Genomic DNA, 22,821 nt, shown 5'->3' with positions numbered 1-22,821 from the left:
AGACGGCGGGTTACGACATCGAGAGGTCGGCACTTTCCGCGACCGAAACGCCACTCACGACGAAGCGCGCACCGCCGACTCGGCCGGTCTCGACCCGAATATCCCACTCGTGGGCGTCGACGATTTCGGCGACGATGACGAGTCCGAGACCGGTTCCATGGTCGTTCGAAGAGACACCCGGTTCGAAGATGTCGCCACGTCGCTCGGCAGGGATTCCCGGTCCAGAGTCCTCGACGTAGAACCCGTCGTCAGTCGCGCCGACCCACAGAGAGATATCGTCGCCGCCGTGTTCGAACGCGTTCCTGACGAGGTTCTCGAACAGTCGCTGGAGTCGGTCAGCGTCTGCGAGGAGCGTGGCATCCGACTCCACGAGGAGCGTCGCATCTGCGGTCACGACGCTGGCCCACGCCAGAGACGCGACGTCGCCGAGTCGAACCGGTTCGGTTTCTTCGACCAGACGGCCGTGACGGGCGAGTTGCAAGGCATCCTGTACGATGGTGTCCATCCGGGTGAGTGCGCGATGGACGGTCTGAATGTGTTCTTCGTCGCCCGTCTCACGCGCGAGCTGGAGGTTTCCGACGGCGACGTTCAGTGGGTTCCGCAAGTCGTGTGAGACGACGCTGGCGAATCGCTCCAACCGTTCGTTCGTCCGGGCCAGTCGCTGTTCGCGCCGGGTGCGTTCGGTGATGTCTCGGAAGTTCACCACGACACCTTCGACGAACGGTTCGTCCAGCAGGTTCCGCCCGATTCCTTCGAGGACGACGTCGTCCGTCTCGGAATTGCTCACTCGAATCTCGAACCGTTCGGCTGAATCGTGGTGCTCGCACAACCGGGCGAACGTCTGTTCGACCATCTCGCGGTCGGCGTCGTCGACGAGGTCGAAACAAGACCGCCCAACGAATTCGTCCGGTTCGACCCCCGTCACGTGCTCTATCGGCGGACTCACGTACTCGACTTTTCCCGACTCGTCGAGAATCATCACCACGTCGGAGGCCTGTTCGATAGAGGACTGGAACCGGCGTCGGGCCCGTTGTCGCTCCGTGGCGTCGCGAACCGTCACGACCGTCGCGTCGGCATCGTCCGCGAGCGGTGACGCCCTGATTTCGAGGAAGCGATGTCTCCCATCACTGTCTGCGTCGAGGACGACGGTCGTGTCGTGTCTCTCTGTGCTGTCCGTGCCGTCGACACGGTCGGCGATGGTCGGCGCGACTGCCGAGAGGTGGCGACCAATCGAGTCGGCAGGTGGGGAGAGCAGTCGCCTCGCCGCCGGGTTGAGGTCGACGACTCGCCGCTCTGCATCCAAGACGAGGTACGCCTCGCGCATCTCTTCGACGACGGTGTCCCGGGCGATGGGGACGAGGTCCAAGAGCCGATACCGAAAGAGCGCCAGCGCGAAGAACCCGCCAGAGACGCTGAATGCGATGGAGGTGTAGTTGATAATCGATTGACCCATCATCCAGTGGACGTTCGCACCGAGCGAGATGCCGACACCGACGAAGATGGCGACACCCTGTGCCCGGAGGACGCGACGCGACCTGACGACCTGCCGGAGCAAGAGCGACATCCCGACGAGGACGAGGGAGTACGCGTACGCGACGAAGGCGTAGTAACCGATATCGAAGTCGCGTCCGACGACGACGAACGGCATCTCCGTGACACCCGTCGTCGTCCACACGAGTCCGTGCAGCGGATTGCTGATTGCGAGGGCTGCCAAGATGGCAGAAGGGGCGGTAATCAGGGCGGCGGTCGTTCGCGTGACGGTGACGCGGGAGTCGGTGTACCGAAGCGCGAAGATTAACCACGCCGGTGGGAGGATACTGACGCCGACGTAGGAGACTCGGAGCCACCACAGTTGCCACGCGACAGTCGTGCCCAGTAGTTGTACCAGATACGACGCGGACCACCACGCGGACGAGACCATAATGACACACAGTGCGAGGGCCCCGGTGGTCTCTCGGGAGCGATACGAGTACGCGGCGATGGCCCCCGACGAGATGACGGAAACCACGAGGAGGAGAAATACCGGGTGAAACTGCCACGCACCGTCCATCGTACACACACAATCGGACCCGCGGTATAATGATTGGCCGAACTGTCAGTGAGGGTCAATTACATCGTAAAGAGGTGCGAGTCGTCTGGCACGTCGAACAGCCCCATCCGAACACCGGCATCCAGCCATCCATACCCGTACGAAAACGACGCGAGCGCGTTCACCCAGTCGTCTTCCTCCTTGAAGTGGCGGCCATCGTCGAGGTAGGACTCCGCCATCTCCAGACAGTCTGCGGCGGCGTCACCGAGGTGCGTCTCCTCGGGGACGGCCTGCACTGCTTCGTCCAACGCGTCGGCCAGCATCGCTTCGTACCGGTTCGTCTTCTCGTGGATGTCGGCGGCCATAGCGTGACGTTAGGGGCGAGCGATACTGGTCTTTCGCTCCACGGGCGGAACTGTCGTATGGTATGCGTGCACGTGGCGGTGGTGTAGTTCACCTCGCAATACAGCGCAACCTTAAGGCACCGGTACAGCGAACAACGGGATATGACACAAGACGCTGATTCCTTCGTCGAACACCGGAAACTCATCATCGCCGGGTCGGGTATCTCCGGCCTCTCTGCGGCTATCTACGCGGCACGGTCCAACAACGAACCGCTGGTCCTCGAAGGGGACGAACCGGGTGGCCAACTCACGCTCACCACCGAAGTCGACAACTATCCGGGCTTCCCCGAGGGTATCTCCGGCCCCGAACTCATCAACAACATGAAACAGCAGGCCGAGCGCTTCGGCACGGAGATTCGCCACGGCATCATCGAGGACGTAGACGCCTCCGACCGGCCGTTCGAAGTCACGCTCAAGAACGGCGACGTCTACACGGCCGACGCCATCATCTCCGCCTCCGGTGCCTCCGCGCGAACCCTCGGCATCCCCGGCGAAGACGAACTCATGGGCTACGGCCTCTCGACGTGTGCGACCTGTGACGGCGCGTTCTTCCGCGACGAGAAGATTATGGTCATCGGTGGCGGCGACGCCGCCGTCGAGGAGGCCAACTTCCTCACCAAGTTCGCCTCGAAAGTCTACCTCGTCCACCGCCGCGAGGAGTTCCGCGCCGAAGACTACTGGGTGGACCGTCTGATGGAGAAAGTCGAGGACGACGAAATCGAACTCATGCTCAACACCGAGGCGACGGAACTCCACGGGTCGCCCGAAGAAGGCGTCGACCACGTCACGCTCGTCCGTCACCCCGAGGGTCACCCGACGGACAAACTCGACGACCCGGAAACGGAGGAGTTCGACTTCGACGTGGGCGCGGTGTTCTACGCAATCGGTCACACGCCGAACGCCGACTACCTCGAAGGAACCGCCGTCCAGCGTGACGACGATGGCTACATCATCGCCAAGGGCGGGTCCGGCGCCAACCAGACGGCCACCGACGAACCCGGCATCTTCGGTGCCGGCGACGTCGTCGACTACCACTACCAGCAGGCCGCGACGGCCGGCGGCATGGGTGTGAAAGCCGCACTCGACGCCGACGACTACCTCGAAGAACTCGAACGCGAAGAGAAGCAAGAAGCCGCGACGCCCGCAGAGTAAGCGTCTCCTCGTCACCGAACGCGTCTTTTTCCGCGCTGTCGTACGTGCTCACCCGAGAGGACGAGTGTTAAGTGGCGTTCGAGATAACCAGTTGACATGAGTGTCGACACCGGCCGTCTCGGTGGGAAGTTGTCGAGTATCGACCCGGTGGTTGCGGTCAGCCTCCCGATAACAATCGCACCGTTCGGATATCTTCTCGGTTGGTCGTTCGGGGTCCATCTGTTCCGTTCGGAGGCGGAGGCAGTCCTCGTGACGACGGTTCTGCTCACCAGTCTCTAGTTTCTCGTCGTCTCGCTGCGTTCCTGACCGCCTCTGTTGGACCGACTCACGTGAGTCGCCAAAGAGTCCACGCCAGCGAGAGGCCCACCAGCGCGACGATGACGTAGATTGCGAACGGAAACGGGGCGTCGTAGACCCCAACGAGGCCCGCAGCGCCGACTACGAGAGTGAGGAGGGAGGCACCGGCGAACCCGGCGGCGAGAATGTTCGGGACCCCTCGTTCGGTCTGCATACCGTCGCCTCAGGGGTCGAGTGAGAAAAAACGGCTGGTGTCGGGTCAGTCCGCCGGTTCGGGCGTCTCGCCGCGTTCTTCCGGAGTCAAGTAACACTGCGGGTCCGGGCCGAACACGTCACCGGACCCAGCGATAGCGCGAAGCCGTGACGACCCGCGACAGACGTCCTGATACTGGCAGGTCGCACACTTGCCGGTGAGGTGTTCCTCGCGTTCACGGAGGCGGGCGAGAAGCGGGTTCGACTCGTCGTCCCAAATCTCACCGAACGGTCGGTCACGGACGTTGCCGAGGCTGTAACTCTGCCAGAACTGCGTGAGGTGGACGTCGCCGCGGTAGTCCACGTCGGCGACGCGTTCGCCAGTCGGGTCGCCGCCGTTGACGCGGAGATACTGGTGAATCTCGTCGGCGTGGTCCTGCCCGAGTTCTTCTTCGGCGTACTCGACGACGTACGCGGAGTCGGCGTAGTTGCCGACCAAAAGCGTCTCTATCTCCTCGCCCTCGTCGTGGTACTCGCGAGTCATGTCGAACAGACGGCGGACGGCACGGCGCTGTGCTTCGTCGTCTAAGTCGGCGTCCACGATGTCGCCGCCGCGGCCACCGTAGTCGAGGTGGTAGAAACAGAAGCGGTCGACACCCACGTCGTAGAGGAAGTCCACCACGTCTTCCATGTCGGGCGCGTTGTGTTCGGTGATGGTGTATCGGAGACCGGTCTTCAGCCCCACGGAGAGACAGTTTTCGATGCCACGGATGGCGGCGTCGAACGCGCCGTCTTTGCCACGGAACTCGTCGTTGCGTTCCTGCAGGCCGTCGACGGACACGCCGGCGTACGAGAGGCCGGCGTCTTTGAGCGCCTGTGCTTTCTCCTCGGTGATGAGCGTCCCGTTGGTCGAGAGCACCGACCGAATCCCGGCGTCCGTCGCGTAATCGACGAGTTCGACGAGGTCCTCGCGAACGAGGGGTTCGCCGCCAGAAAACAGGAGCACGGGCACGTCGTAAGCGGCCAAGTCGTCGATGAGGCCCTTCGCCTCCGCTGTCGAGAGTTCGCCCTGTGCGGGGTCCAGGTCGGCACCCGCATAGCAGTGTTCGCAGTAGAGGTTACAGCGGCGAGTCGTGTTCCAGACGACGACCGGACGCTTCTGTTTCTCTTCGCGAATCTGTTCGATGGATGCGTCCGGGTCGTCGTATCGGAGTCCGTCACCTTCGGCACCCTGCCCACACAACAGTTTACTGATAGAAATCATCCTTGCGTCACTCCTGATTCCGTTGCGGCGTCTGCACGCCCCTTCTCGGCGAGGTCGTTCCCGCCGAGGCGACGGACTTCGTCTGCCGGGCAGAGCCATACCGACGCCGCCGCGAACCCGAAGAGCGTCGTCGCTTGTTCGGTGGCCAACTCTGCGGAGGGGGCAGAGACGCTTCCGACGTGTCGCATCGGGTCGGCGTCGTTCTCACGAATAAATACCTCCCACTGGCGGCTCCCGTCGATTCGCGGTTTGCGCCGCGGGTCGTCGTGCGTGGGCATATGCGGATGGCTTTGCGGCAGATAGATAGGGACGTTTCGGCTGTTTTCATCGCGTGGGAATCGAAGGATTAGCCTTGTTCGGAGACCGAGTAGCAGTGACCAATGTCCGAACGACTCTCTCGACGGTCTCTTCTGCACGCGACTGTGGCAACCGTAGGCGTTGGACTGCTCTCAGGCTGTAGCAGTTCGTCCGGTGGAAACAGTGGCGAGTCTGGCGGCGGCGGTGGCGACACCCTCACGGCAGACACGGAGATGCGAGACTTCGATGGGTGGTTCGACCGGACCCAGAATTACAACGGCGTCTACGACCTGACTGACGAAAGTCGCTTCAGTATCACTGTCGGGGCGGATGGCAACGGTGGCGGGTTCGCGTTCGGCCCCGCCGCCGTGAAAATCTCACCGGGGACGACCATCGTCTGGGAGTGGTCCGGGATGGGTGGGACGCACAACGTGCTTCACCGCGGCGGGGAGTTCGAGTCCCAACTCGTCGCCACCGAAGGCCACACGTTCGAACACACCTTCGACGAGACTGGCGAGTACAGGTACGTCTGTGTCCCCCACGAGTCGCTCGGGATGGTCGGTGTCGTCGTCGTCGAGTAGGGAACCTGGTCGTTGCACTACCGACCGATAGCACGCTGTCGCAGCAGACCTACAGAAGAATCGACAGGACTTCGACGACTCCGACGACGGTGTCTCACGCGGGCGTCGTCCGTTCGTTCATCGGGGCCTTACACATGACGCACCCAGTCTCCTGGAGCGTCTCCAGCATCATCTCGTTGACCTTGTACCGATGGTCACACTGGGGGCAGGTAACGTCGATTTCGCGCATGGTTGACTCACCAACTAGATGTATGTTCTCATACCACGAGGGAGGGCACCCTCAATTCAGTGGGGCCTGAGGTTATTCTTGGAGGATGGCAGTCATCAGCTTCTTCTGTGCCATCGCCAGGTGTTCGGAGAACGTCGACGTCGTGATGTCGAGTTCGGTCGCCACTTCGCCTTTGTTCGCACGCCGCGGGTGGTCGAAGTAACCCATCTCGTGGGCTTTCTCCAGGACTTCCCGCTGGCGGTCTGTGAGTTGGCCGCGTTCGACCAAGACGAGGTCACGCGACTCGTCGGACGACGACTGGAGGAGTCTGCTCACGTCGACAGAATCTGCCGACCCGCGGAGCGAGGCGACGACGTCTCGAAGCGTCTCCACGTTCGGCGCGTGGAAGGTCAAGAACAACGCGCCGTCACGCGTCTGGACGTCGACGACCGGACAGTCGAAGTCCTCGATGAGTTCACACGGACAGCCGATATCGCCTTCGCGTGCGAACCGGTAGACGGTGCCGTCGCCGTAGTCGAACAACTGTTCCATCTCGTCGGTGACACCAGCCTCGTTGTCGAAGACGAACTCCTCGGTGACCGACCCGTCGTTCGTCGTACCCATACTTCGAGTCAACGCGTAGCCCGGATTGTCGTTCTGAGAGACATTTGCTACCGGACAATTCTGGACGCCTGTCACCTTCAACTCTGCTCTGATGCCCGCTGCGCTCGTCATAGTTCTAGGCAGTCGCTCCAGCCCCTGATATAAACACCCCCGATACACCGGGCCTTTATATCATGGGGACACTCGTACCCGTTCGACGCTCACTGGCGTGACCGCTGTTTTTCGCGGAGATAAAGAGCCCAACATATGCGGGGTGCGATTCGACGGTCCGGGGGAACGAACCGATGAGTGAGCATGCAGACCGGCCTTACGAGCAAGCCGCCAGGACAGGACACCGTCGAGGACGCGTACCTCTCGGAGTCGTACGCAGAGATGGTCCTCGACGCGCTGTCCAATCAGACGTGCCGTCGGATACTGACGACCCTTCAGGGGTCGAACACGCCGATGACCGCACAGGAGCTCTCCGATGAGTGTGACGTCCCACTCTCGACGACCTACCGAAAACTCGAACATCTCTCTAACGCACGCCTCGTCGACGAGACCCTCCAGGTACGCACGAACGGCACGCACACGAGCCAATATCGGACCGACGTGGACTCCGTCACCGTCTCGTTGGGCGAAGACAGTGGTCTGGCCGTCGCAATCCCCGGAGGTCGCTGATGGGGTCAGAGTCGGCACACACCCCCGACCGTGATACGTCGCTTCCCGTCCGTCCGCGCCTCACGTCTCGCATCGTCTCCGGCCCGGACGGGACAGAAGAGTGTACGATTCACCCAGAAGACGCGTCGCCAGAGGAACTCCTCTCGGCGTGGGTGAGTGCCTCCGGAGATTCGTTCGTCGACTTAGACGAGATGCGATGAGCAGTCTGCCGGTCTCGCAGTCTTCGTGGTAGCGTCTGCTGTCCTCACCACTTATTTCGACTCTGTGGTTGCGGGTCGTCGAGCGCCATGAGATACTCTTCGAGGAGCGTCGGGAACGCCCGGCCACGGAGGTTTCGAAGGCCGAAATCCGCGGCCCAACTGATGATGCCCGTGTCTTCCGTCACGACGCCAGCGTTCAGTTCGCGCGCGAGGATGAGCAAGTCGAAGTCTTCGCGAGAGTCGAGGACCCCCTGTCTGAGTGCACCTCGATAGTCCTCTCTGAGGTCGGAGATGACCTTGTCCACGTCGGACATCTTCGACGCCCCGTCGGACCGAAGCCTGGACTCCTCTGCCTTTCGGACCGCCTTCTCGGAGACGCGAAGGCCACGGTTGACGCGGTCAGACATCTCGTCGATGAAGCGGTAGACGATTTCCGCCGGGATGTACACCTCGTAGCGGTCGGGGTGTTTCTTGATGACCCACGTGTCGAGTTTGCCCAGGAGGCTCTCTGAGACACCGCGTTCACGGAGGATGTGCTCCAGTTCGGACGCGATAGACGGGGGCATGTAACAAGAGATGTTCAGGTCCAGACGGGCGGCGGCGATGGTGTCGAGCAATCGCTCGACTGCTTCCTCGAACGTCTCGTCGTCGTCACGAATCTCCTCGGAAAGAAAAAGCGAGGTATCGAGCACGAACCGTTGTTTCAGCGGGTACTCGGCCATTAATCGACTCTTCGCACTCACAGACTATGACCCTTCCCCGTCATTTGGGGCACTTTCTGGCAGTATTCTGCTAAAATTGGCTGTCGGGCCTCAGAATAGCGGTTCGATTCTGTCGTCGCCGGCGTCGACGAGTTCGTCGAGTGACGCCGCGCTGGACGCCCGCTTGGCGAGCATATCTCGCTGCGTCTCGATAGCGACTGCCTGCAGTTCCTTCACGCGAGGGATGTCGTAGACGCCCGAGAGGAGGACGACGGAGGCCACAAAGTCAGACCTGACCGGATAGTCGCCGCCACGAATCTCCATCGTCCCAGTCTCCTCTTCCAACCACGTTCGCCCGCGCTCGATACCGCGCCGAGAGAGATACTCGGGTGGACCAGCGACGACGACCAGTCCTCGCTCGCTACCGGCGAGTTCACACGGGAGCGTGAGACGGCCCAGTGCGGCGCGACGGACGAGACTCGTGATACGGTTCATCGACTCACCGTCGTCGGCGGTGATTCCGCCGTTTCCTGTGAGGCGAGAGAGCAGACCACCTTTGGGTCTGTCGAGTTCGACGGCGGCGTACCCGATAGTCGAGATACCGCCGGACGCGAGCGTGTTGATTATCTCCGACGCGTCGACGACGGATTCGGCGACGACACCGGACCCGTCTGTCTCACCCGCGCTGAACAACACGCCCAGTCGGCGAGCGAGTTCGGTGTTGATTTCGCTGTACCCCGCTTCGAGCGACTCGCCCGTCCGCCGCCACGCCTCGTTGTCGAACAGGATGAGGTTGTCCACTTCACCGACGAACGTCTGGAGCGAGCGCGCGGCGTTGAGCGTGTAGATGCCGCCTTCGTCTCGTGCGGGGAGGATGCCGAGTCCGTAGACGGGTTCGGTGTAGAGGTGCTTGAGTTCGCGAGCGATGACGGGTGCGCCACCTGAACCGGTCCCGCCGCCGAGTCCCGCCACGACGAGGAACGCGTCGACTTCGTGGACCGGTAGGTCGTCTATCATCGAGAGCACCTCACCGACGTCTTCGGAAGTCACCTCGGCACCGAGTTCGTTGTCCGCTCCGACACCGTGGCCCTTCACCCGCGACGTCCCCAAGAGGAGTTGCCGGGACGAGGGGACGTTTCGCAACCCCCTCAGGTCGGCGCGCGCCGTATTGACCGCGATGGCGTCGACGATGTAGTCACTCTGCGTCCGCCGGTCGTAGTCGATGAGGGCGTCGACGACCTTACCACCGGCCTGTCCAACCCCAATGAGTGCGAGTTTCATCTGCTGTTCCTCTCAGAAATCGAACTAGTAAACGCTCGCACACGTCTTGAATATGTGGTCTGTAGCGACTGTCAGGAATCCACTAACGTCTGGGAGGGTTGAGTGGAAATCGGCCGTCTGAGGGGCTGTGGTGGATGTTCGTGGGTAACGACTCACTCTGCGACTGATTCTCTCGGCGACTGACTCACTCACCGAACGACTCGCAGGCCAACTCGCCGACGACGGAGAGCAACTCGCTCGGTTCGACCACGTGGCCCCGTTCTCGAAGTCGTTCGTAGACGGCGTATCCCTCGTCGCCGGCGTAGTTTCGCTCGGTGAACGGGCGCTCTTCGACGAGGACGAGCTTGTCGGCGCTCGCCGCCGCTTCGAGGTTCGCGAGGTTCCCGGTGCCGACTTCGACGTCGGCGACCACGGTTACGTCCGCCGCGTCGACACGCGATTCGACTGCCGTCCGTGCCGCGTCGTCGACGGGGGCGTACGGTGGGACCGTCACGAGGTCAGCACCGACTCGTCGTGCCGCCTCGGCGTCCGTGTCACCTTCGTTGAGTGCCCCGGCGGAGAGTGCGTATCCCGCCGCCGAGAGGACGTGCAGCGAGCGTGCGGCGGTGCCGCCGCCGCCGACGACGTGGACTCGCCCGGTGGCGTCTGCAGACGCGGACGAGGATGGAAGCGCGGTGACGTAGACGGACCCAGTGACCGGGTGCCGGGAGACGACTGCTTCGGCGTCGAAGGCGTCTCGGAGGTTGCCTTCGGAGAGGACCGTCGCCGGGTCGCCCGCCGAGAGGATACGCCCGTCTGCGAGGAGAATCAAGGCGTCGCAGTAGTGTGCCGCGAGATTCAGGTCGTGAATCGCGGCCACAGCAGTCGTGCCGTCACTCACCAGGCCATCGACGAGTTCGAGCGTCCGAACCTGATGGTTGATGTCGAGACTGGCAGTCGGTTCGTCGAGGAGGAGTGTCGGTGTCTCCTGTGCGAGTGCTCGTGCGATGAGCACTCGCTGTCGTTCACCGCCGCTTATCTCGGTCACAGACCGGTCGGCGAAGTCGGTGACCGACGTCCGGGCCATCGCCTCCTCGACGGCGTCTTCGTCGGCCGGCGTCCAGCCGTCGAACCGGCCACGGTGCGGCGTCCGCCCCATCCGAACGACTTCGCGGACGGGGAAGTCGAACGTGACGCTCGTGGTCTGTGGAACCGTGGCGACGAGGCGACTCGCCGCTTTCGAAGACAGGTCGTGGACGTTCTGACCGGCCACACGGACAGCCCCGGAGTCGGGGGTGAGAGACCCGTTGAGGACCCGGAGCAGGGTGGTCTTACCGGCACCGTTCGGGCCGATGAGGCCGACGAACGTCCCACCGTCACCGGAGCCTGTCTGGTCGACAGACGAACCGAGGTCCTCGATATCCACGGAGATTCCGTCGAGGATACGCTGCCCACCGAGTGAGACGGACACGTCGTCGATGACGATTGCCGAGGCGTCGGCGTCGAACGCCGTGGACGCCTCCGGAGCGTGGTCCTCACTCACGGCGAACGCACCTCCCGAGTGCGCAGGAGATAGAGGAAGAACGGTGCGCCGAGTGCCGCGGTGACGACGCCGACGGGTATCTCCGCCGCACCCGAGCGAGCAATCGTATCCGTCGCCACGAGGAACGACGCCCCTGCCAGTGCCGACGTCGGCAAGAGGATGCGGTGGTCCGGGCCGACCACGAGGCGGAGCATATGAGGGACGACGAGGCCGACGAATCCGATGACGCCAGAGACGGCCACTGCCGCCGCGGTGACGATGCTCGCCGTCACGAGGAGGAGTTGTTTCGTCCGTTCGACTTCGATGCCGAGGGCGTGGGCGTCCTCTTCGCCGAGGAGGAGGACGTTCAGGTCGCGAGTGTGGGCGAGCAAGACGACGAACGGGAGCGGAAGCACGAGCGCCAGCAACGTCACTTCGTCCCACGTCGCGCCCGAGAGGTGACCCATCAACCAGAAGACCACCTGTCTGAGGCTCTCACCGCTCTGCAAGAGGAGAAACGAGATGACCGCGCCGAGGAACGTCTGCACCGCGACGCCGGCGAGCAGAAGCGTCGCGACGGGGGTGCGCCCGTCTTGCGTCGCCAGCATGTAGACGACGAACGCAGTGACGATGGCCGACGCGAAGGCGGCACCCTCCAGACCGAACGGAATCGAAAGCGACAGTGCAATCGTCGCGACGGCACCGACCGCCGCACCCGACGAGACGCCGATAATCGACGGGTCGGCCATCGGATTGCGGAAGAAGCCCTGCATGACCACCCCCGCCGTTGCGAGGGCGAACCCGACGAGTGCGGCGAGGACGATACGAGGCATGCGCACGGAGACGACGATTATCTGTGCAGTCTCCGGGACAGACGGTGAAAACAGGGAGACGTACTGGAGTTCGGGGAGCGGAATCGTGCCGACGAAGGGGAGAACCGTCGCACCGGTCATCGAAGCGCCGGCGGGAACCGAAAGCGCATCGAGGAGGACGAGCGCGACAGTCCGCGGTGGAATCGAGACGTGGCCGATTCCGGCGCTGACGACGACGACGAGCGCCAAGAGAGCAGTGAGACCGAGTGCCCACGTCGTCGCTCGTGTTCGAACGTTCATCGAACACAACCGCGCTTTCATTAGGTAAATATTTATTGGACTACCGATGACGCCACTACTGTGACCCAACGAATTGCCGTGACACTGCTGGTACTCGTGACCGTGTTTGCCGGCGTTTCGGCCCCGGTTGCGGCAGCAGACCAGACTGCACAGTGTTCGTTCCCCGCGACGGTGACAGACGCCACGGGGACTGAAGTGACCATCTCCGAGGACCCAGAACGCATCGTCACGACCAACCCGAGCGCCGCCCAGACGATGTGGGAGATTGGCGCCCGAGACGAAGTCGTCGGTGTCTCGCAGTTCGCGCTGTACCTCGATGGCGCGAACGAGAAGACGAACATCTCCGGGTCCGGCGGCCTCAACGTCGAGGCTGTCATCGGACTCGAACCCGACGTGGTCCTCGTCCCGAACACGACGTACACAGTCGAGAAAGAACGTGTCCAACAACTCCGTGACGCGGGTCTGACCGTCGTCGTCTTCGAGAGCGGCGACTCCCTCGACGCCGTCGCGGACAAAGTCGAACGAATCGGCCGCATCACGGGCAACTGTGAGGCGGGTGCCGAACGTGCCGACGAGATGCGCACCTCCATCGAGAACATGGAGCGTGCACTGGAAGGCGTCGAACGGCCCGTCGGACTCAACGTGTTCTTCGGCTACGCCGCCGGCGGTGAGACGTTCATCTCCGAGATTATGACGACTGCCGGCCTCCGAAATGGTGCGGCAGAGGCCAACCTCACAGGCTTCGGCCAAATCAACGAAGAACTCGTCGTGGAGATGAACCCCGAATACATCGTCGTCCCGTCGCACGCTCCCATCCCGAGCGGGCCGGCGTACAACAGCACGACTGCCGTTCAGGAAGACAACATCATCGTCGTGGACGCCAACAACCTCCAGCAACCCGCCCCGCGTGCCATCGACGCGAGTGAGGAGATTCTGAAGGCCGCCCACCCCGACGCCTACGAGCGTTATCAGGAACTCCAGAACCAGTCGGAGACGACGCAGACGACGACCACTTCCACCCCCGAAACGACGGCCGGCGAACAGGACGCGACTGCCACCGCCACGGACCCGGAGACGACTGAGACCAGCGCACCCGGCTTTTCGGCCGTCGCTGCAGTCGTCGCGTTCGCCTTCACGGCGTTCCTCGCTCGGCGTCGATAACTGCCGGCGCTTTCGACCCGTCCTCACATTTTTATACGAAACCGGCACCACTCCGGCGTACAATCGGAGAGACAGCCTACAACAACGCCGAGAGACTCGCCCCCGAGAACCAAAACGAGAGGAGTTGGCCGCCGAGAATCATGGCGACGCCGGCGGGGCCCAGCCAATAGACGCGCTTGCGCATCGTGTACTTCGCGTGGTCGACGTCGCCGCGAATCAAGACGGCCTCGGCGTCGGCCGCCGACGAGACTGAGTGGTCGGTGTGCGTCCCGAGCAATTCGTCGATTGGTCCCCCGTCGATACGGACGACGCCCGGTTCTCTCGTCTGTTCGACGGTGCCGACGACGGTGACGGCGTCGTCTGCGGGGACGAACCGTTCGACGATTTTGAGTTCCTCGTCGGACTCGTCCGGCGACGGCAGTTCGGGATGTTCACGGAGGAACGTCGCCGCCGGTTCCGACACGTCGGCATCACCCAGGTCGACGGTGAACGTCCGCTCGGTGCTACTGAACACGCGGTGGCGGCCCGGTGTGACGCGGACAGCACCCGACCCGAGGCCGAATTCGACGCTTCGGACGCCGCCGGCGACGTTTCGCCACACCTCGCGGAAGCCGAGTCGGTCACGGCGCTGGACGACCCAGTTCGTGTGGACCGACGGGCGGCCGGTAAACGGCGTCTCGAACTCGTCAGCCTCGCTCCCCGGGAGCGTCTCCGGGACACCCGACGTGGTGACGACGGACTCGGACTCGCTCGAACTCACGTCCCGTGGTTCGACGTACGGGACGCGTTCGAGCAGTCGGTACTCGTCGAGCGACCCCGCAGCGATGGTCGTCAGAAAGAATCCGACGCCGCCGACTGCCGCGGTGGCGACCCACAACTCTCCGTCGTCGATATCGGCCCCGGCGAGGATGGGGAAGAACGTCCACAGGAGGGCGACGAGGAGGACGGCCCACCCCTTCTTTCGACTCAGGCCAGTCTGCCGGGAGAGATGGGCGACTCCTGCCGGGTCCAACCACTTCGTGACGGCGGCGACGACGAGACAGAGACCGACGAAGGCACCGTATCCGACGACGTTCATGACGGCGAAATCTAGTCAATAGGATAATAATTTTTCGCTGATACAATCGCGACGGTCGTCCGGTTGTCTCGAGAGACCACAACCGTATTACCGTCGGGTTGCAGAGACACGGGTATGGTCGAGAACGTCATCTATCCCGCCTACCTCGACGCCTCTCTCTCGCGGAGCGAAGGTCGGCGAGTCGCCGAGTCTTCCGCAGTCGAAGAACCGACTGTGGACGAAATCGCGAAAGCGGTCCAGCAGGTCGGTTACGACGCGGTCATCGAACGAGACAAACGGTATCCACGGGAGTACGAGACCCGTGGCCGCGTCCTCGTGGACAACGCCGACGACGCGACGAAGAACGACATCGTCCAGGCTGTCGCCGCCTACGTCGGCATCCTTCGAGACTGATGCAGCGAATCGGTACCGTCTCGCGTACGGCACAAGGCCTCGCTATCGTCCGCCTCAACGACGACAACACACCCGACATCGGCACGATGGTCCTCGACGAGTCGCTCTCGACAGTCGGCCGAATCGTGGACGTGTTCGGCCCGGTCGAACGCCCGTACGTCGCCATCACGGCAGACGACGACAACCCCGCCCGCCTCGTCGGCACCAAACTCTACGCTCGATAGCGAACCCAGAGCGCAATCCCCAAAGCCTTCGGGTTGGAACGCAGGGGTATGCCACGCCGCGCCTATCGAGGTGTCGCCCTCGCCGCCCTCATCTTCTTCGTCGTACAGGTGGGTGCGCTCGCACTCGTCCCGACGTTCTTCGAACAGGGCTACCAGACCGTCGAAGACCCCACCGACCCGACGAACAGTCTCCTCTACATCGGCGCTATCATCGGTATGACGGCGTTCATGCTCGCGGCGTTCAAATACGACCTCGACCAACTCATCCGGGTCATCATCGTGTTCACGAGCGGGTTGCTCTCGTGGTACGTCTTCGCCGCCATCCTCCCGAGTGGCCTCCTCGCTATCGGCCTCTCGGCCGCCGTCGCCATCGCCCTCCTCGTCTATCCCGAGTGGTACGTCATCGACACTGCGGGCGCGCTGATGGGTGCGGGTGCTGCCGGCCTGTTCGGCATCAGTTTCGGCCTCTTGCCGGCGCTCGTCCTCCTGTCCGTCCTCGCCGTCTACGACGCTATCAGCGTCTACAAGACCAAACACATGCTGGACCTCGCGGAAGGCGTGATGGACCTCCGAATCCCCGTCGTCCTCGTCATCCCGACGACGTGGTCGTACTCGCTTCTGGACGAAGACTTCGCCCGTGACGCGAACGACGTGGGCGAGAATGCTGACGAAGACGGTGTAGACGACGCGGAAGAAGAACGAGACCCCGCCGACCGCGACGCGTTCTTCATCGGCCTCGGAGACGCCGTCATGCCGACGGTGATGGTCGCATCTGCCGCGTTCTTCTCGACTGCACCCTCGCTCGGCATCGCTGCGCTTCCGGCGCTCAACCTCCCCGCACTGCTCGCGATGGTCGGGACGTTCGTCGGCTTTGCCGCCCTCATGTGGGCCGTGATGAAAGGCCGCGCCCACGCTGGTCTCCCGCTTCTGAACGGTGGTGCAATCGGCGGATACGTCCTCGGGTCCGTCGTCGCGGGCGTCCCGCTGGTCTCGGCGCTCGGCCTCGCTCCGTATCTCTAGAAATCGCAGTCTCGCCTGTCCCTACTCGTCGCTGCCAACGCCCTCGCGGACGCGAACGGCCATCCCCGTCTCGAAGTCGAGCATCGCATCGGCAGAGAGTTCCGCGCGTCCGACCCCCAGCAGTTCGCCGTCGGGGCCGACGACACACACCTCGTCACCCGACCGGACGTCGGGGTCAACGGCGGTCACGAACTTCGCGAAGGCGTTCTTGCCGTCGCTGACGAACGGAATCGATTCGTCGCCCACGGTGACGGTGTAGGCCGACTCGTCGAGTGCGGCGCGGAGTCGTCGCCCACCGCTCACACTGAGCGTGAAGCGCCCGTCGGTTCCGTACGAGACGACGCGTTCGCCGTCGACGTACACCTGTCGGGGGCGACCACTGCGCGAGCGAGACAACTCGATGTCGGCGGTGGCGGGGAACAGCGCGTCGCCCGCACCGGCCCCGAACTGGTAGTCTGCGACGACTCTGAGGTCCGCGAGGTCGGACCCATAGGAATCGGTCATACCCCGCAGTTCACCCCGCCCGGTAAAGTGGGTCGCGGTCCCGTCTGACCGCGTGTGATACGGCAACACGGGCGAATCAATAGAAAAGTCCTAAATACCGGAACGACTGCCCTCGGAGTATGTCAGTCGATATTAGACTTGCCGTGGTGGGGACGGTGCTCCTCCTCACGAGTAGCGCCCTCCTCACTCAGACGTCCATCGACGGCCGTCTCACGACGTTCCTCGCGGCGACTGCGGCAGTCGGGGCCTTCGCGACTGTGGTCCGCGCGACGTCACCGACTGCGTAACTGCCTGTCGGAACGCCATCTGCGGCCGATTTGACCCGCTGTTTTACGTATAACCCCTTCGACACGTTAGATATATGGCAGCTATCAGCTCTCTCAGGACGGCCTTCCAGAGTATCGGGAAGAACCCGGTGTTGTTTCTCGGTGGTCTCATCTTTGGCCTCGTCACCCTTCCGCAACTCGTCACGCAGTTGGCCGGCGTCCCGTTCGTTCCCACACTGTTTCAGATACTCACGTTCTTCGTCACCCCCTTCGTCGCCGCCGGTATCTACGGGATGGCAGACGAGGCGCTCGAACACGCCGAGTCGCGGACGACGCTCTCGACGTTGACCGCTGTCGGACGCGAGAAGTACGTCCCCCTGCTCTTGGCGAACATCGTCGAGCTGGGTATCGTCATCGCCTTCGGTATCGTGTTCGCACTCGTCGCGACAGTCGTCGTGTTCAGCGTCGGCATCGGCGCAGTCGCCGGCGGTGGGGCCGGTGATATCGCCATCGGCGGTGGCATCCTCGTCGCCGCCCTCGTCCTCGGCCTGTTGTTTCTGGCGTTCGTCCTGGTCAACTTCTTCATCCAATTTTTCCCCGTCGCCGTCGTCGTCGGCGACTCGGGCGCCATCGAATCGTTCGGTGAGAGTTACCGACTCGTTCGGAACAACCTGGTCCCGTCGCTCGGGTACTCCGTCATCCAACTCGTCGTCGGGTTCCTCGTCTCGATTCCCGTCACCGGATTCATCTTCTTCCGGTCGTTCCAGAACTTCCAGACCATCCAGAACGCAGGCGGCGTCCAACCGGGAACAGTGCCGACTGGACTCGGCTTTTCGACGCTCGAAATCGTCGCCGTCGCGGCGATATCGCTCGCGATGCAGATGTTGCTGACGACGTTCCAGTACACCTACGCCGTCGCCTTCTTCGAGGCACACGAGACGGGCGACACGCAGCAAGTGAGTCCGACGGAACCGGATATCGACGGTGAGTCGGTTATTCCGAACTTCGAGTAGTTACAGGAGGAACGTCTCTTTTCGCTCCGAGAGGTCGATGAAGGCGTCTGACGCTTCGACGAGTTCGTCTGCAGTCGACTCCTTGAACGACATCACTTCGACACGGACGCCCTCGTGGCGGAGGTGCGAACAGAGTCGTTCGAAGTCGCCGTCACCCGAACAGATGACGATGGTGTCGACGTGGTTGGCGAGACTCACCGCGTCGAGCGCCATGCCCAGGTCCCAGTCGGCTTTCTTCGACCCGTCGCCGAACGTCTTGATGTCCTTGATTTTAGTCTCAAAACCGATGTCGACGAGTGCATCAAAAAACCGTTCTTCGTCCGGCGAATCCGCGCGGATGACGTAGGCGATTGCACGGGTGAGCGCGCGACCAGCGGCCGCCTTATCCAACAGCGACGAGTAGTCGATATTTCGTGAGTAGAGGCTTTGCGCCGTGTGATAGAGGTTTTGCGCGTCCACCAGGATGGCGACGCGTTGGTCGGGGTGAATCTCTGTCATTCGTTCATCGGTTGCACGCCCCGGGATAATAACCGTCCGGGAGCGTTCTCACCGTCGATATTTTTCGGGTCAGCGCTCGCAAACGGGCGAGCGAGCGCCACTTACGGGGGGTCGCCGCCCATCGCGTCGGGGTGGCAGGTCCTGCAGAGTACGCAAGTTATATTACGCTTCCAGTACCTGCATCCGGTGTGAACGACGCGGCGCGACCCTCGGCGACTGCCACACCGTCGACAGCGTCGCGTGACGAATTCTTTTCGAAAAAACGCGCGTTTTAATCGCTCGTTGCGGGAGTAGCGACCCCGTCTCGGGCGGCCCTCGATTCGACGCGCACTCGGTCTGAACGACCGATTTCCACATTCCACCATAGCCGTCTCAACACCACACCACGACACATGACAACAATCGACCTTCGCGGCGTCTTCCCCGCGATGACCACCCCGTTCGACACGGACGGAAGTATCGACTTCGAACAACTGCAGTCCGACGTTCGCCGCCTCGAAGAAGCAGGCGTCGATGGCCTCGTGCCGGTCGGTTCGACCGGAGAGTCTGCGACGCTGACCCACGACGAACACGTCGAAGTGGTCGAAGCAGTCGTCGAGGCAGTCGAGGACGTGCCCGTCATCGCCGGGTCCGGGTCCAACTCGACCCGAGAGGCACTCGAACTCTCGCGACGCTCTGCGGACGCCGGTGCCGACGCACTCCTCCTCATCTCACCGTACTACAACAAGCCCGAACAGGCGGGCCTCGTCGAACACTACCAGACCATCGCCGACGAAATCGACCTGCCGCAAATCGTCTACAACGTCCCCGGACGCACGGGAAGTAACATCGAGCCCGAAACCGCCGCGACGCTCGCCGAACACCCGAACATCGCCGGCTACAAGGCCGCAAGCGGTGACCTCGGCCAGATTTCACAGGTCGTCGAGTACACCCGCGACGAAGAGTTCGCGGTCCTCTCGGGCGACGACGCGCTCACGCTCCCGGTCCTTTCGGTCGGTGGCGTCGGGACGATTTCCGTCGTCGGGAACATCGAACCGGCGCGAACTGGCGCGATGGTCCACTCGGCACTGCAGGGCGACTACGAACGCGCCCGCGAACTTCACCACGAACTCGGTCCGCTCTGCCGGCACCTGTTCTGTGAGACGAACCCCATCCCGGTCAAGGAGGCCATGGAGATTCGGGGCTACGGGCCGGCACGTCTGCGCCCGCCGTTGACCCGTCTCACTGAGGAGAACACAGACGAGATGCGTCGCATCCTCGACGAACTCGCCGCCGAACCGGCGGTCCCAGACGGGGGGAGCGCCGAGTGACGGTCACCGTCGCCGTCACCGGCGCGACCGGTCGGATGGGCGAGGAAGTCCTCGCCGCCGCCGCAGACCGTGACGACGTCGCAGTCGCGTTCGCAGTCAGTCGCTCGCCGGGTGCGGAAGTCGAAGGGGTCGCCGTCGAAGACGCCGCCGACCTCTCGGACCTGCTCGCAGAACACGACCCTGACGTGCTCGTCGACTTCACCGGCCCCGCGTCGTGCGTCGAGTACGCCGCCGCCTGCGCAGACGCGGGCGTCGCCTTCGTCTCGGGCACCACCGGGTTGAATCAGGGTGGCTTCGACGCGCTTCGTGAGGCCGCCGGCGAGGTGCCGGTCCTGTACGCGTCGAACTTCTCGCGAGGTATCGCGGCGCTCCGCCGCGCCGTCCGTGAGGCCGTTCCTGCACTCGACGGGTACGATATCGAACTCACCGAAACCCACCACAACGCCAAGCGCGACGCGCCGAGCGGAACCGCACTCACCCTCCTCGACGATATCGACGAGGTACGAGGTGACTCCCCCCGCGTACACGGCCGCGAGGGCGAAGCACCCCGCTCCGAGGGAGAGGTCGGTGTCCACGCTCGTCGGGCGGGGGATATTGCCGGTGAGCACGAAGTATTACTTGCTGGAAATCACGAGTCACTCTCACTCACACACCGCGCGGGGTCGCGTGGGGTCTTCGCCGCTGGCGCACTCGACGCCGCGACGTGGCTCTCGGGCCGCGACGCCGGGTGGTACGACTTCACCGAGGTACTCGAATGAGCCTGGAATCTGACGTACGAGAACTGTGGCAACGATACGACGACGGCGAGGTAGACGCCTCGACGGCGACTGTAGACGAACTCGACACGCTCGACGCGTTCCTCGACGCTCTCGAAGCGGGCGAGGTGCGCGCGGCCGAGAAGACTGGGTCCGCGGTGACCTCGTGGGAGGCCAACGAGTGGGTCAAGCGGGGCATCCTCCTCAACTTCGGCCTCCGCGAGACGCTCGCCCGCGAGTACGGCGACGTCCGATACCACGACGTCCTCCCACTCCGCGACACCGAGGACCTCGCGGACCGCGGCACGCGAAACACGCCGGACGGGACCGTCATCCGCCGTGGCGCGTACCTCGGCAGCGACTGTATCATGATGAGTCCCTCGTTCGTCAACGTCGGCGCCTACGTCGACGACGGAACGCTCGTGGACTCGTGTGACACCGTCGGGTCGTGCGCCCAAATCGGCGCGAACGTGAAGCTCGGCGCGAACACGCTCATCGGCGGCGTCCTCGAACCCGTCGAAGACGCACCGGTCGTCGTCGAAGACGGTGCCGCACTCGGTGCTGGCTGTCGCGTCACCTCGGGATTCGTCGTCGGCGAGAACTCCATCGTCGGCGAGAACACGCTTCTGACGCCTCGAATCCCCGTCTACGACCTCGTGGACGAGGAGATACACTACGGCCACCTGCCGGCGAACCGCCGAGCATTCACGCGATTCGTGGAGTCCTCGCTCGGCGACCACGACCTGTTCGCCGGCGGCGCGTACAAGCCCGCCGTCGTCGCCCTCGACATCGAAGACGACACCCTCGACGCGACCCGGCGAGAGGAGGCACTCCGCGAATGAGTACTGGAGGGCCGGCCGTCCGGCGACTGTCCGACTGGGACCGCGAGCACCTCCTGTCGCTCGCGTCCGAGTTCGGGTCGCCACTGTACGTGACCGACCTCCAGCGCGTCCGCGAGAACTGTCTCCGACTCCGCGAGGCCTTCCCCGAGGCGCACGTCAGTTACGCCGTCAAGGCCCACACTGGCCGAGCAGTCCTCGAAACCGTCCTCGACGCTGGCCTCGACGCCGAGTGCGCCTCCGCCGGCGAAGTCCAACGCGCACTCGACGCCGGATTCCCCGGCGGGCGAATCCGCTACACCGCGGTCAACCCGCCGGCGGCGGACCTCGACCACGTCGTCTCCCGGTGGGAAGAAAACCCAGAGATGACCATCACCGTCGGCGCGGCGGACACAGTCGGCCGACTCACGGACCGCGGATTCGACGGCCGACTCTGCATCCGGGCGAACCCTGGCATCGGTGCCGGACACCACGAGAAGGTCACCACTGGTGGCCACGCGAAGTTCGGCATCCCAATCGACCGCGTCCCGAGCGTCGCCGAGGACGTTCGTGACGACGTCGAACTCGTCGGCGTCCACGCCCACGCGGGCAGTGGAATTTCGGGTGACGACCTCTCTGCACACCGCGAACTCGTCCGCCGGATGGGTGACCTCGCCCGCTCCATCGACGGCCTCGAATTCGTGGACGTGGGCGGCGGATTCGGCGTCCCGTACCACGAAGACGAACCACCACTCGACCTCGACGCTGTCGCCGACGCCACCCGCGACGCCCTCGGCGACACCGACGCCCAACTCGCTATCGAACCCGGGCGCTACGTCGTCGCCGACGCGGGCGTCCTCCTCTCGGCGGTCAACACCGTCAAGGAGGTTCCCGAGACGACTGTCGTCGGTGTCGACGCTGGTATGACGACTTTGCTCCGACCGGCGATGTACGACGCGTATCACGCGATTTCGAACCTCTCTCGACCTGACGCAGATACCGTTTCGACCATCATCGCAGGACCAGTTTGCGAGACGAGCGACCTCTTCGCAGAAGACCGGGCGCTCGCTCGTCCCGAACGCGGCGATATCCTCGCTATCGGCAACGCGGGGGCCTACGGCTACGAGATGGCGAGCACCTACAACTCGCGGCCACGGCCACCGGAAGTCGTCCTCGACGCCGACGGCCCACGCGTCGCCCGTCGTCGTGAGACCCTCGACGACATCACGACCCTCGAACGAACCGCATCCGAACACTCTCCCAACTGACCAAGCACAC

At 63.6% G+C, this 22,821-nt stretch carries 29 protein-coding genes; 15 read left to right on the top strand and 14 right to left on the bottom strand.

All coding sequences use genetic code 11. The features are described 5' to 3' along the window. Positions 1 to 10 precede the first annotated feature (10 nt). Both ACK3R5_RS05400 and ACK3R5_RS05395 read right to left on the bottom strand, forming a co-directional pair. Entirely contained in the window at positions 11 to 2,050 is a 2,040-nt protein-coding gene (locus ACK3R5_RS05400) for a histidine kinase N-terminal 7TM domain-containing protein (RefSeq protein WP_411968304.1), read from the bottom strand. A 59-nt stretch (positions 2,051 to 2,109) separates the two neighbouring features. Further along, positions 2,110 to 2,394 carry a DUF357 domain-containing protein gene (locus tag ACK3R5_RS05395; RefSeq protein ID WP_411963038.1) on the bottom strand — a complete coding sequence of 95 codons (285 nt, stop codon included), beginning with the start codon at positions 2,392 to 2,394 and terminating at the stop codon, positions 2,110 to 2,112. Between the two features lie 141 nt (positions 2,395 to 2,535). On the opposite strand from ACK3R5_RS05395, the gene ACK3R5_RS05390 reads away from it, so the two are divergent. After that, positions 2,536 to 3,585 (top strand): NAD(P)/FAD-dependent oxidoreductase, encoded by a 1,050-nt coding sequence (locus ACK3R5_RS05390; protein ID WP_411968303.1) that lies wholly within the window; start codon positions 2,536 to 2,538, stop codon positions 3,583 to 3,585. 96 nt (positions 3,586 to 3,681) lie between these two features. Continuing rightward, positions 3,682 to 3,864, top strand: coding sequence for a hypothetical protein (locus ACK3R5_RS05385; protein ID WP_411968302.1), 183 nt, complete (start codon positions 3,682 to 3,684; stop codon positions 3,862 to 3,864). 46 nt (positions 3,865 to 3,910) lie between these two features. On the opposite strand, the gene ACK3R5_RS05380 is transcribed toward ACK3R5_RS05385, so the two are convergent. Genes ACK3R5_RS05380 through ACK3R5_RS05370 form a run of 3 tightly spaced genes read right to left on the bottom strand, consistent with a single transcriptional unit; the run spans position 3,911 to position 5,616 of the window. Continuing rightward, positions 3,911 to 4,096 (bottom strand): hypothetical protein, encoded by a 186-nt coding sequence (locus ACK3R5_RS05380; protein ID WP_411968301.1) that lies wholly within the window; start codon positions 4,094 to 4,096, stop codon positions 3,911 to 3,913. A gap of 45 nt (positions 4,097 to 4,141) precedes the next feature. Then, a complete protein-coding gene (locus ACK3R5_RS05375) occupies positions 4,142 to 5,338 on the bottom strand; it encodes a TIGR04347 family pseudo-SAM/SPASM protein (protein WP_411963034.1) in 1,197 nt (398 codons plus the stop codon). Continuing rightward, entirely contained in the window at positions 5,335 to 5,616 is a 282-nt protein-coding gene (locus ACK3R5_RS05370; RefSeq protein WP_411968300.1) for an Htur_1727 family rSAM-partnered candidate RiPP, read from the bottom strand. Before ACK3R5_RS05370 ends, ACK3R5_RS05375 begins: the two co-directional genes overlap by 4 nt. Before the next feature lie 102 nt (positions 5,617 to 5,718). Here ACK3R5_RS05370 and ACK3R5_RS05365 point away from each other — a divergent pair, with 102 nt between their 5' ends. Next, entirely contained in the window at positions 5,719 to 6,216 is a 498-nt protein-coding gene (locus ACK3R5_RS05365) for a halocyanin domain-containing protein (protein ID WP_411963032.1), read from the top strand. A gap of 94 nt (positions 6,217 to 6,310) precedes the next feature. Here the strand turns inward: ACK3R5_RS05365 and ACK3R5_RS05360 are convergent, their stop codons facing one another. Together ACK3R5_RS05360 and ACK3R5_RS05355 are read right to left on the bottom strand one after the other, a co-directional pair. Then, positions 6,311 to 6,445: a hypothetical protein gene (locus ACK3R5_RS05360; RefSeq protein WP_411963031.1), complete on the bottom strand. Its 135-nt coding sequence runs from the start codon at positions 6,443 to 6,445 to the stop codon at positions 6,311 to 6,313. A gap of 72 nt (positions 6,446 to 6,517) precedes the next feature. Beyond that, complete coding sequence (locus ACK3R5_RS05355) at positions 6,518 to 7,159, bottom strand: helix-turn-helix domain-containing protein (protein ID WP_411963030.1); 642 nt, start codon at positions 7,157 to 7,159, stop codon at positions 6,518 to 6,520. A 183-nt stretch (positions 7,160 to 7,342) separates the two neighbouring features. On the opposite strand from ACK3R5_RS05355, the gene ACK3R5_RS05350 reads away from it, so the two are divergent. Beyond that, positions 7,343 to 7,708: an ArsR/SmtB family transcription factor gene (locus ACK3R5_RS05350; RefSeq protein ID WP_411963029.1), complete on the top strand. Its 366-nt coding sequence runs from the start codon at positions 7,343 to 7,345 to the stop codon at positions 7,706 to 7,708. Further along, positions 7,708 to 7,908 (top strand): hypothetical protein, encoded by a 201-nt coding sequence (locus ACK3R5_RS05345; protein WP_411963028.1) that lies wholly within the window; start codon positions 7,708 to 7,710, stop codon positions 7,906 to 7,908. Before ACK3R5_RS05350 ends, ACK3R5_RS05345 begins: the two co-directional genes overlap by 1 nt. A gap of 44 nt (positions 7,909 to 7,952) precedes the next feature. Here the strand turns inward: ACK3R5_RS05345 and ACK3R5_RS05340 are convergent, their stop codons facing one another. From ACK3R5_RS05340 to btuC, 4 genes are all read right to left on the bottom strand, one after another. Further along, a complete protein-coding gene (locus tag ACK3R5_RS05340) occupies positions 7,953 to 8,630 on the bottom strand; it encodes an RNA ligase partner protein (protein ID WP_411963027.1) in 678 nt (225 codons plus the stop codon). A gap of 90 nt (positions 8,631 to 8,720) precedes the next feature. Beyond that, on the bottom strand, positions 8,721 to 9,890 hold the full coding sequence (locus ACK3R5_RS05335; protein ID WP_411963026.1) for a tubulin/FtsZ family protein: 1,170 nt from the start codon (positions 9,888 to 9,890) through the stop codon (positions 8,721 to 8,723). A 184-nt stretch (positions 9,891 to 10,074) separates the two neighbouring features. Continuing rightward, positions 10,075 to 11,412: an ATP-binding cassette domain-containing protein gene (locus ACK3R5_RS05330; protein WP_411968299.1), complete on the bottom strand. Its 1,338-nt coding sequence runs from the start codon at positions 11,410 to 11,412 to the stop codon at positions 10,075 to 10,077. Next, positions 11,409 to 12,503 carry a vitamin B12 ABC transporter permease BtuC gene (btuC, locus tag ACK3R5_RS05325; protein WP_411968298.1) on the bottom strand — a complete coding sequence of 365 codons (1,095 nt, stop codon included), beginning with the start codon at positions 12,501 to 12,503 and terminating at the stop codon, positions 11,409 to 11,411. The genes ACK3R5_RS05330 and btuC overlap by 4 nt, the downstream gene beginning before the upstream one ends. Before the next feature lie 60 nt (positions 12,504 to 12,563). On the opposite strand from btuC, the gene ACK3R5_RS05320 reads away from it, so the two are divergent. Further along, the gene (locus tag ACK3R5_RS05320) at positions 12,564 to 13,664 is read left to right on the top strand and encodes a PGF-CTERM-anchored ABC transporter substrate-binding protein (protein ID WP_411968297.1); all 1,101 of its coding nucleotides are present in this window, start codon (positions 12,564 to 12,566) and stop codon (positions 13,662 to 13,664) included. 76 nt (positions 13,665 to 13,740) lie between these two features. Here ACK3R5_RS05320 and ACK3R5_RS05315 read toward each other — a convergent pair whose 3' ends face one another. Further along, positions 13,741 to 14,742: a hypothetical protein gene (locus ACK3R5_RS05315; protein WP_411968296.1), complete on the bottom strand. Its 1,002-nt coding sequence runs from the start codon at positions 14,740 to 14,742 to the stop codon at positions 13,741 to 13,743. Between the two features lie 114 nt (positions 14,743 to 14,856). Here ACK3R5_RS05315 and srp19 point away from each other — a divergent pair, with 114 nt between their 5' ends. The 3 genes from srp19 to ACK3R5_RS05300 are packed head-to-tail and all read left to right on the top strand — an operon-like array spanning position 14,857 to position 16,379. Next, complete coding sequence (gene srp19, locus ACK3R5_RS05310) at positions 14,857 to 15,135, top strand: signal recognition particle subunit SRP19 (protein WP_411963022.1); 279 nt, start codon at positions 14,857 to 14,859, stop codon at positions 15,133 to 15,135. After that, positions 15,135 to 15,359 carry an H/ACA ribonucleoprotein complex subunit GAR1 gene (locus ACK3R5_RS05305; protein WP_411968295.1) on the top strand — a complete coding sequence of 75 codons (225 nt, stop codon included), beginning with the start codon at positions 15,135 to 15,137 and terminating at the stop codon, positions 15,357 to 15,359. Before srp19 ends, ACK3R5_RS05305 begins: the two co-directional genes overlap by 1 nt. Positions 15,360 to 15,407: 48 nt before the next feature. Continuing rightward, entirely contained in the window at positions 15,408 to 16,379 is a 972-nt protein-coding gene (locus ACK3R5_RS05300) for a presenilin family intramembrane aspartyl protease PSH (protein WP_411968294.1), read from the top strand. Positions 16,380 to 16,400: 21 nt separating this feature from the next. Here ACK3R5_RS05300 and ACK3R5_RS05295 read toward each other — a convergent pair whose 3' ends face one another. Next, the gene (locus ACK3R5_RS05295; protein WP_411968293.1) at positions 16,401 to 16,883 is read right to left on the bottom strand and encodes a PUA domain-containing protein; all 483 of its coding nucleotides are present in this window, start codon (positions 16,881 to 16,883) and stop codon (positions 16,401 to 16,403) included. A 119-nt stretch (positions 16,884 to 17,002) separates the two neighbouring features. Between ACK3R5_RS05295 and ACK3R5_RS05290 the strand changes: the two genes are divergently transcribed. Both ACK3R5_RS05290 and ACK3R5_RS05285 read left to right on the top strand, forming a co-directional pair. Continuing rightward, positions 17,003 to 17,170 (top strand): hypothetical protein, encoded by a 168-nt coding sequence (locus ACK3R5_RS05290; protein ID WP_411963018.1) that lies wholly within the window; start codon positions 17,003 to 17,005, stop codon positions 17,168 to 17,170. A gap of 74 nt (positions 17,171 to 17,244) precedes the next feature. After that, positions 17,245 to 18,162, top strand: coding sequence for a hypothetical protein (locus ACK3R5_RS05285; RefSeq protein WP_411968292.1), 918 nt, complete (start codon positions 17,245 to 17,247; stop codon positions 18,160 to 18,162). Here the strand turns inward: ACK3R5_RS05285 and ACK3R5_RS05280 are convergent, their stop codons facing one another. Beyond that, a complete protein-coding gene (locus tag ACK3R5_RS05280) occupies positions 18,163 to 18,660 on the bottom strand; it encodes an NYN domain-containing protein (protein ID WP_411963016.1) in 498 nt (165 codons plus the stop codon). 392 nt (positions 18,661 to 19,052) lie between these two features. On the opposite strand from ACK3R5_RS05280, the gene dapA reads away from it, so the two are divergent. The 4 genes from dapA to lysA are packed head-to-tail and all read left to right on the top strand — an operon-like array spanning position 19,053 to position 22,811. After that, positions 19,053 to 19,970, top strand: coding sequence for a 4-hydroxy-tetrahydrodipicolinate synthase (dapA, locus tag ACK3R5_RS05275; RefSeq protein WP_411968291.1), 918 nt, complete (start codon positions 19,053 to 19,055; stop codon positions 19,968 to 19,970). Further along, positions 19,967 to 20,728 carry a 4-hydroxy-tetrahydrodipicolinate reductase gene (gene dapB, locus ACK3R5_RS05270; protein ID WP_411968290.1) on the top strand — a complete coding sequence of 254 codons (762 nt, stop codon included), beginning with the start codon at positions 19,967 to 19,969 and terminating at the stop codon, positions 20,726 to 20,728. Before dapA ends, dapB begins: the two co-directional genes overlap by 4 nt. Continuing rightward, positions 20,725 to 21,567, top strand: a complete 843-nt coding sequence (locus tag ACK3R5_RS05265; RefSeq protein WP_411968288.1) for a 2,3,4,5-tetrahydropyridine-2,6-dicarboxylate N-succinyltransferase — start codon at positions 20,725 to 20,727, stop codon at positions 21,565 to 21,567. The genes dapB and ACK3R5_RS05265 overlap by 4 nt, the downstream gene beginning before the upstream one ends. Further along, positions 21,564 to 22,811, top strand: a complete 1,248-nt coding sequence (gene lysA / locus ACK3R5_RS05260) for a diaminopimelate decarboxylase (RefSeq protein ID WP_411968287.1) — start codon at positions 21,564 to 21,566, stop codon at positions 22,809 to 22,811. Before ACK3R5_RS05265 ends, lysA begins: the two co-directional genes overlap by 4 nt. The last annotated feature ends 10 nt before the right edge of the window (positions 22,812 to 22,821 follow it).

The sequence above is a fragment of the Haloferax sp. YSSS75 genome, from assembly GCF_046764215.1.
Lineage (GTDB): Archaea > Halobacteriota > Halobacteria > Halobacteriales > Haloferacaceae > Haloferax.
The sequence above is the reverse complement of the archived record's forward strand: the minus strand, read 5'-3'. Positions and strand labels throughout refer to the sequence as shown.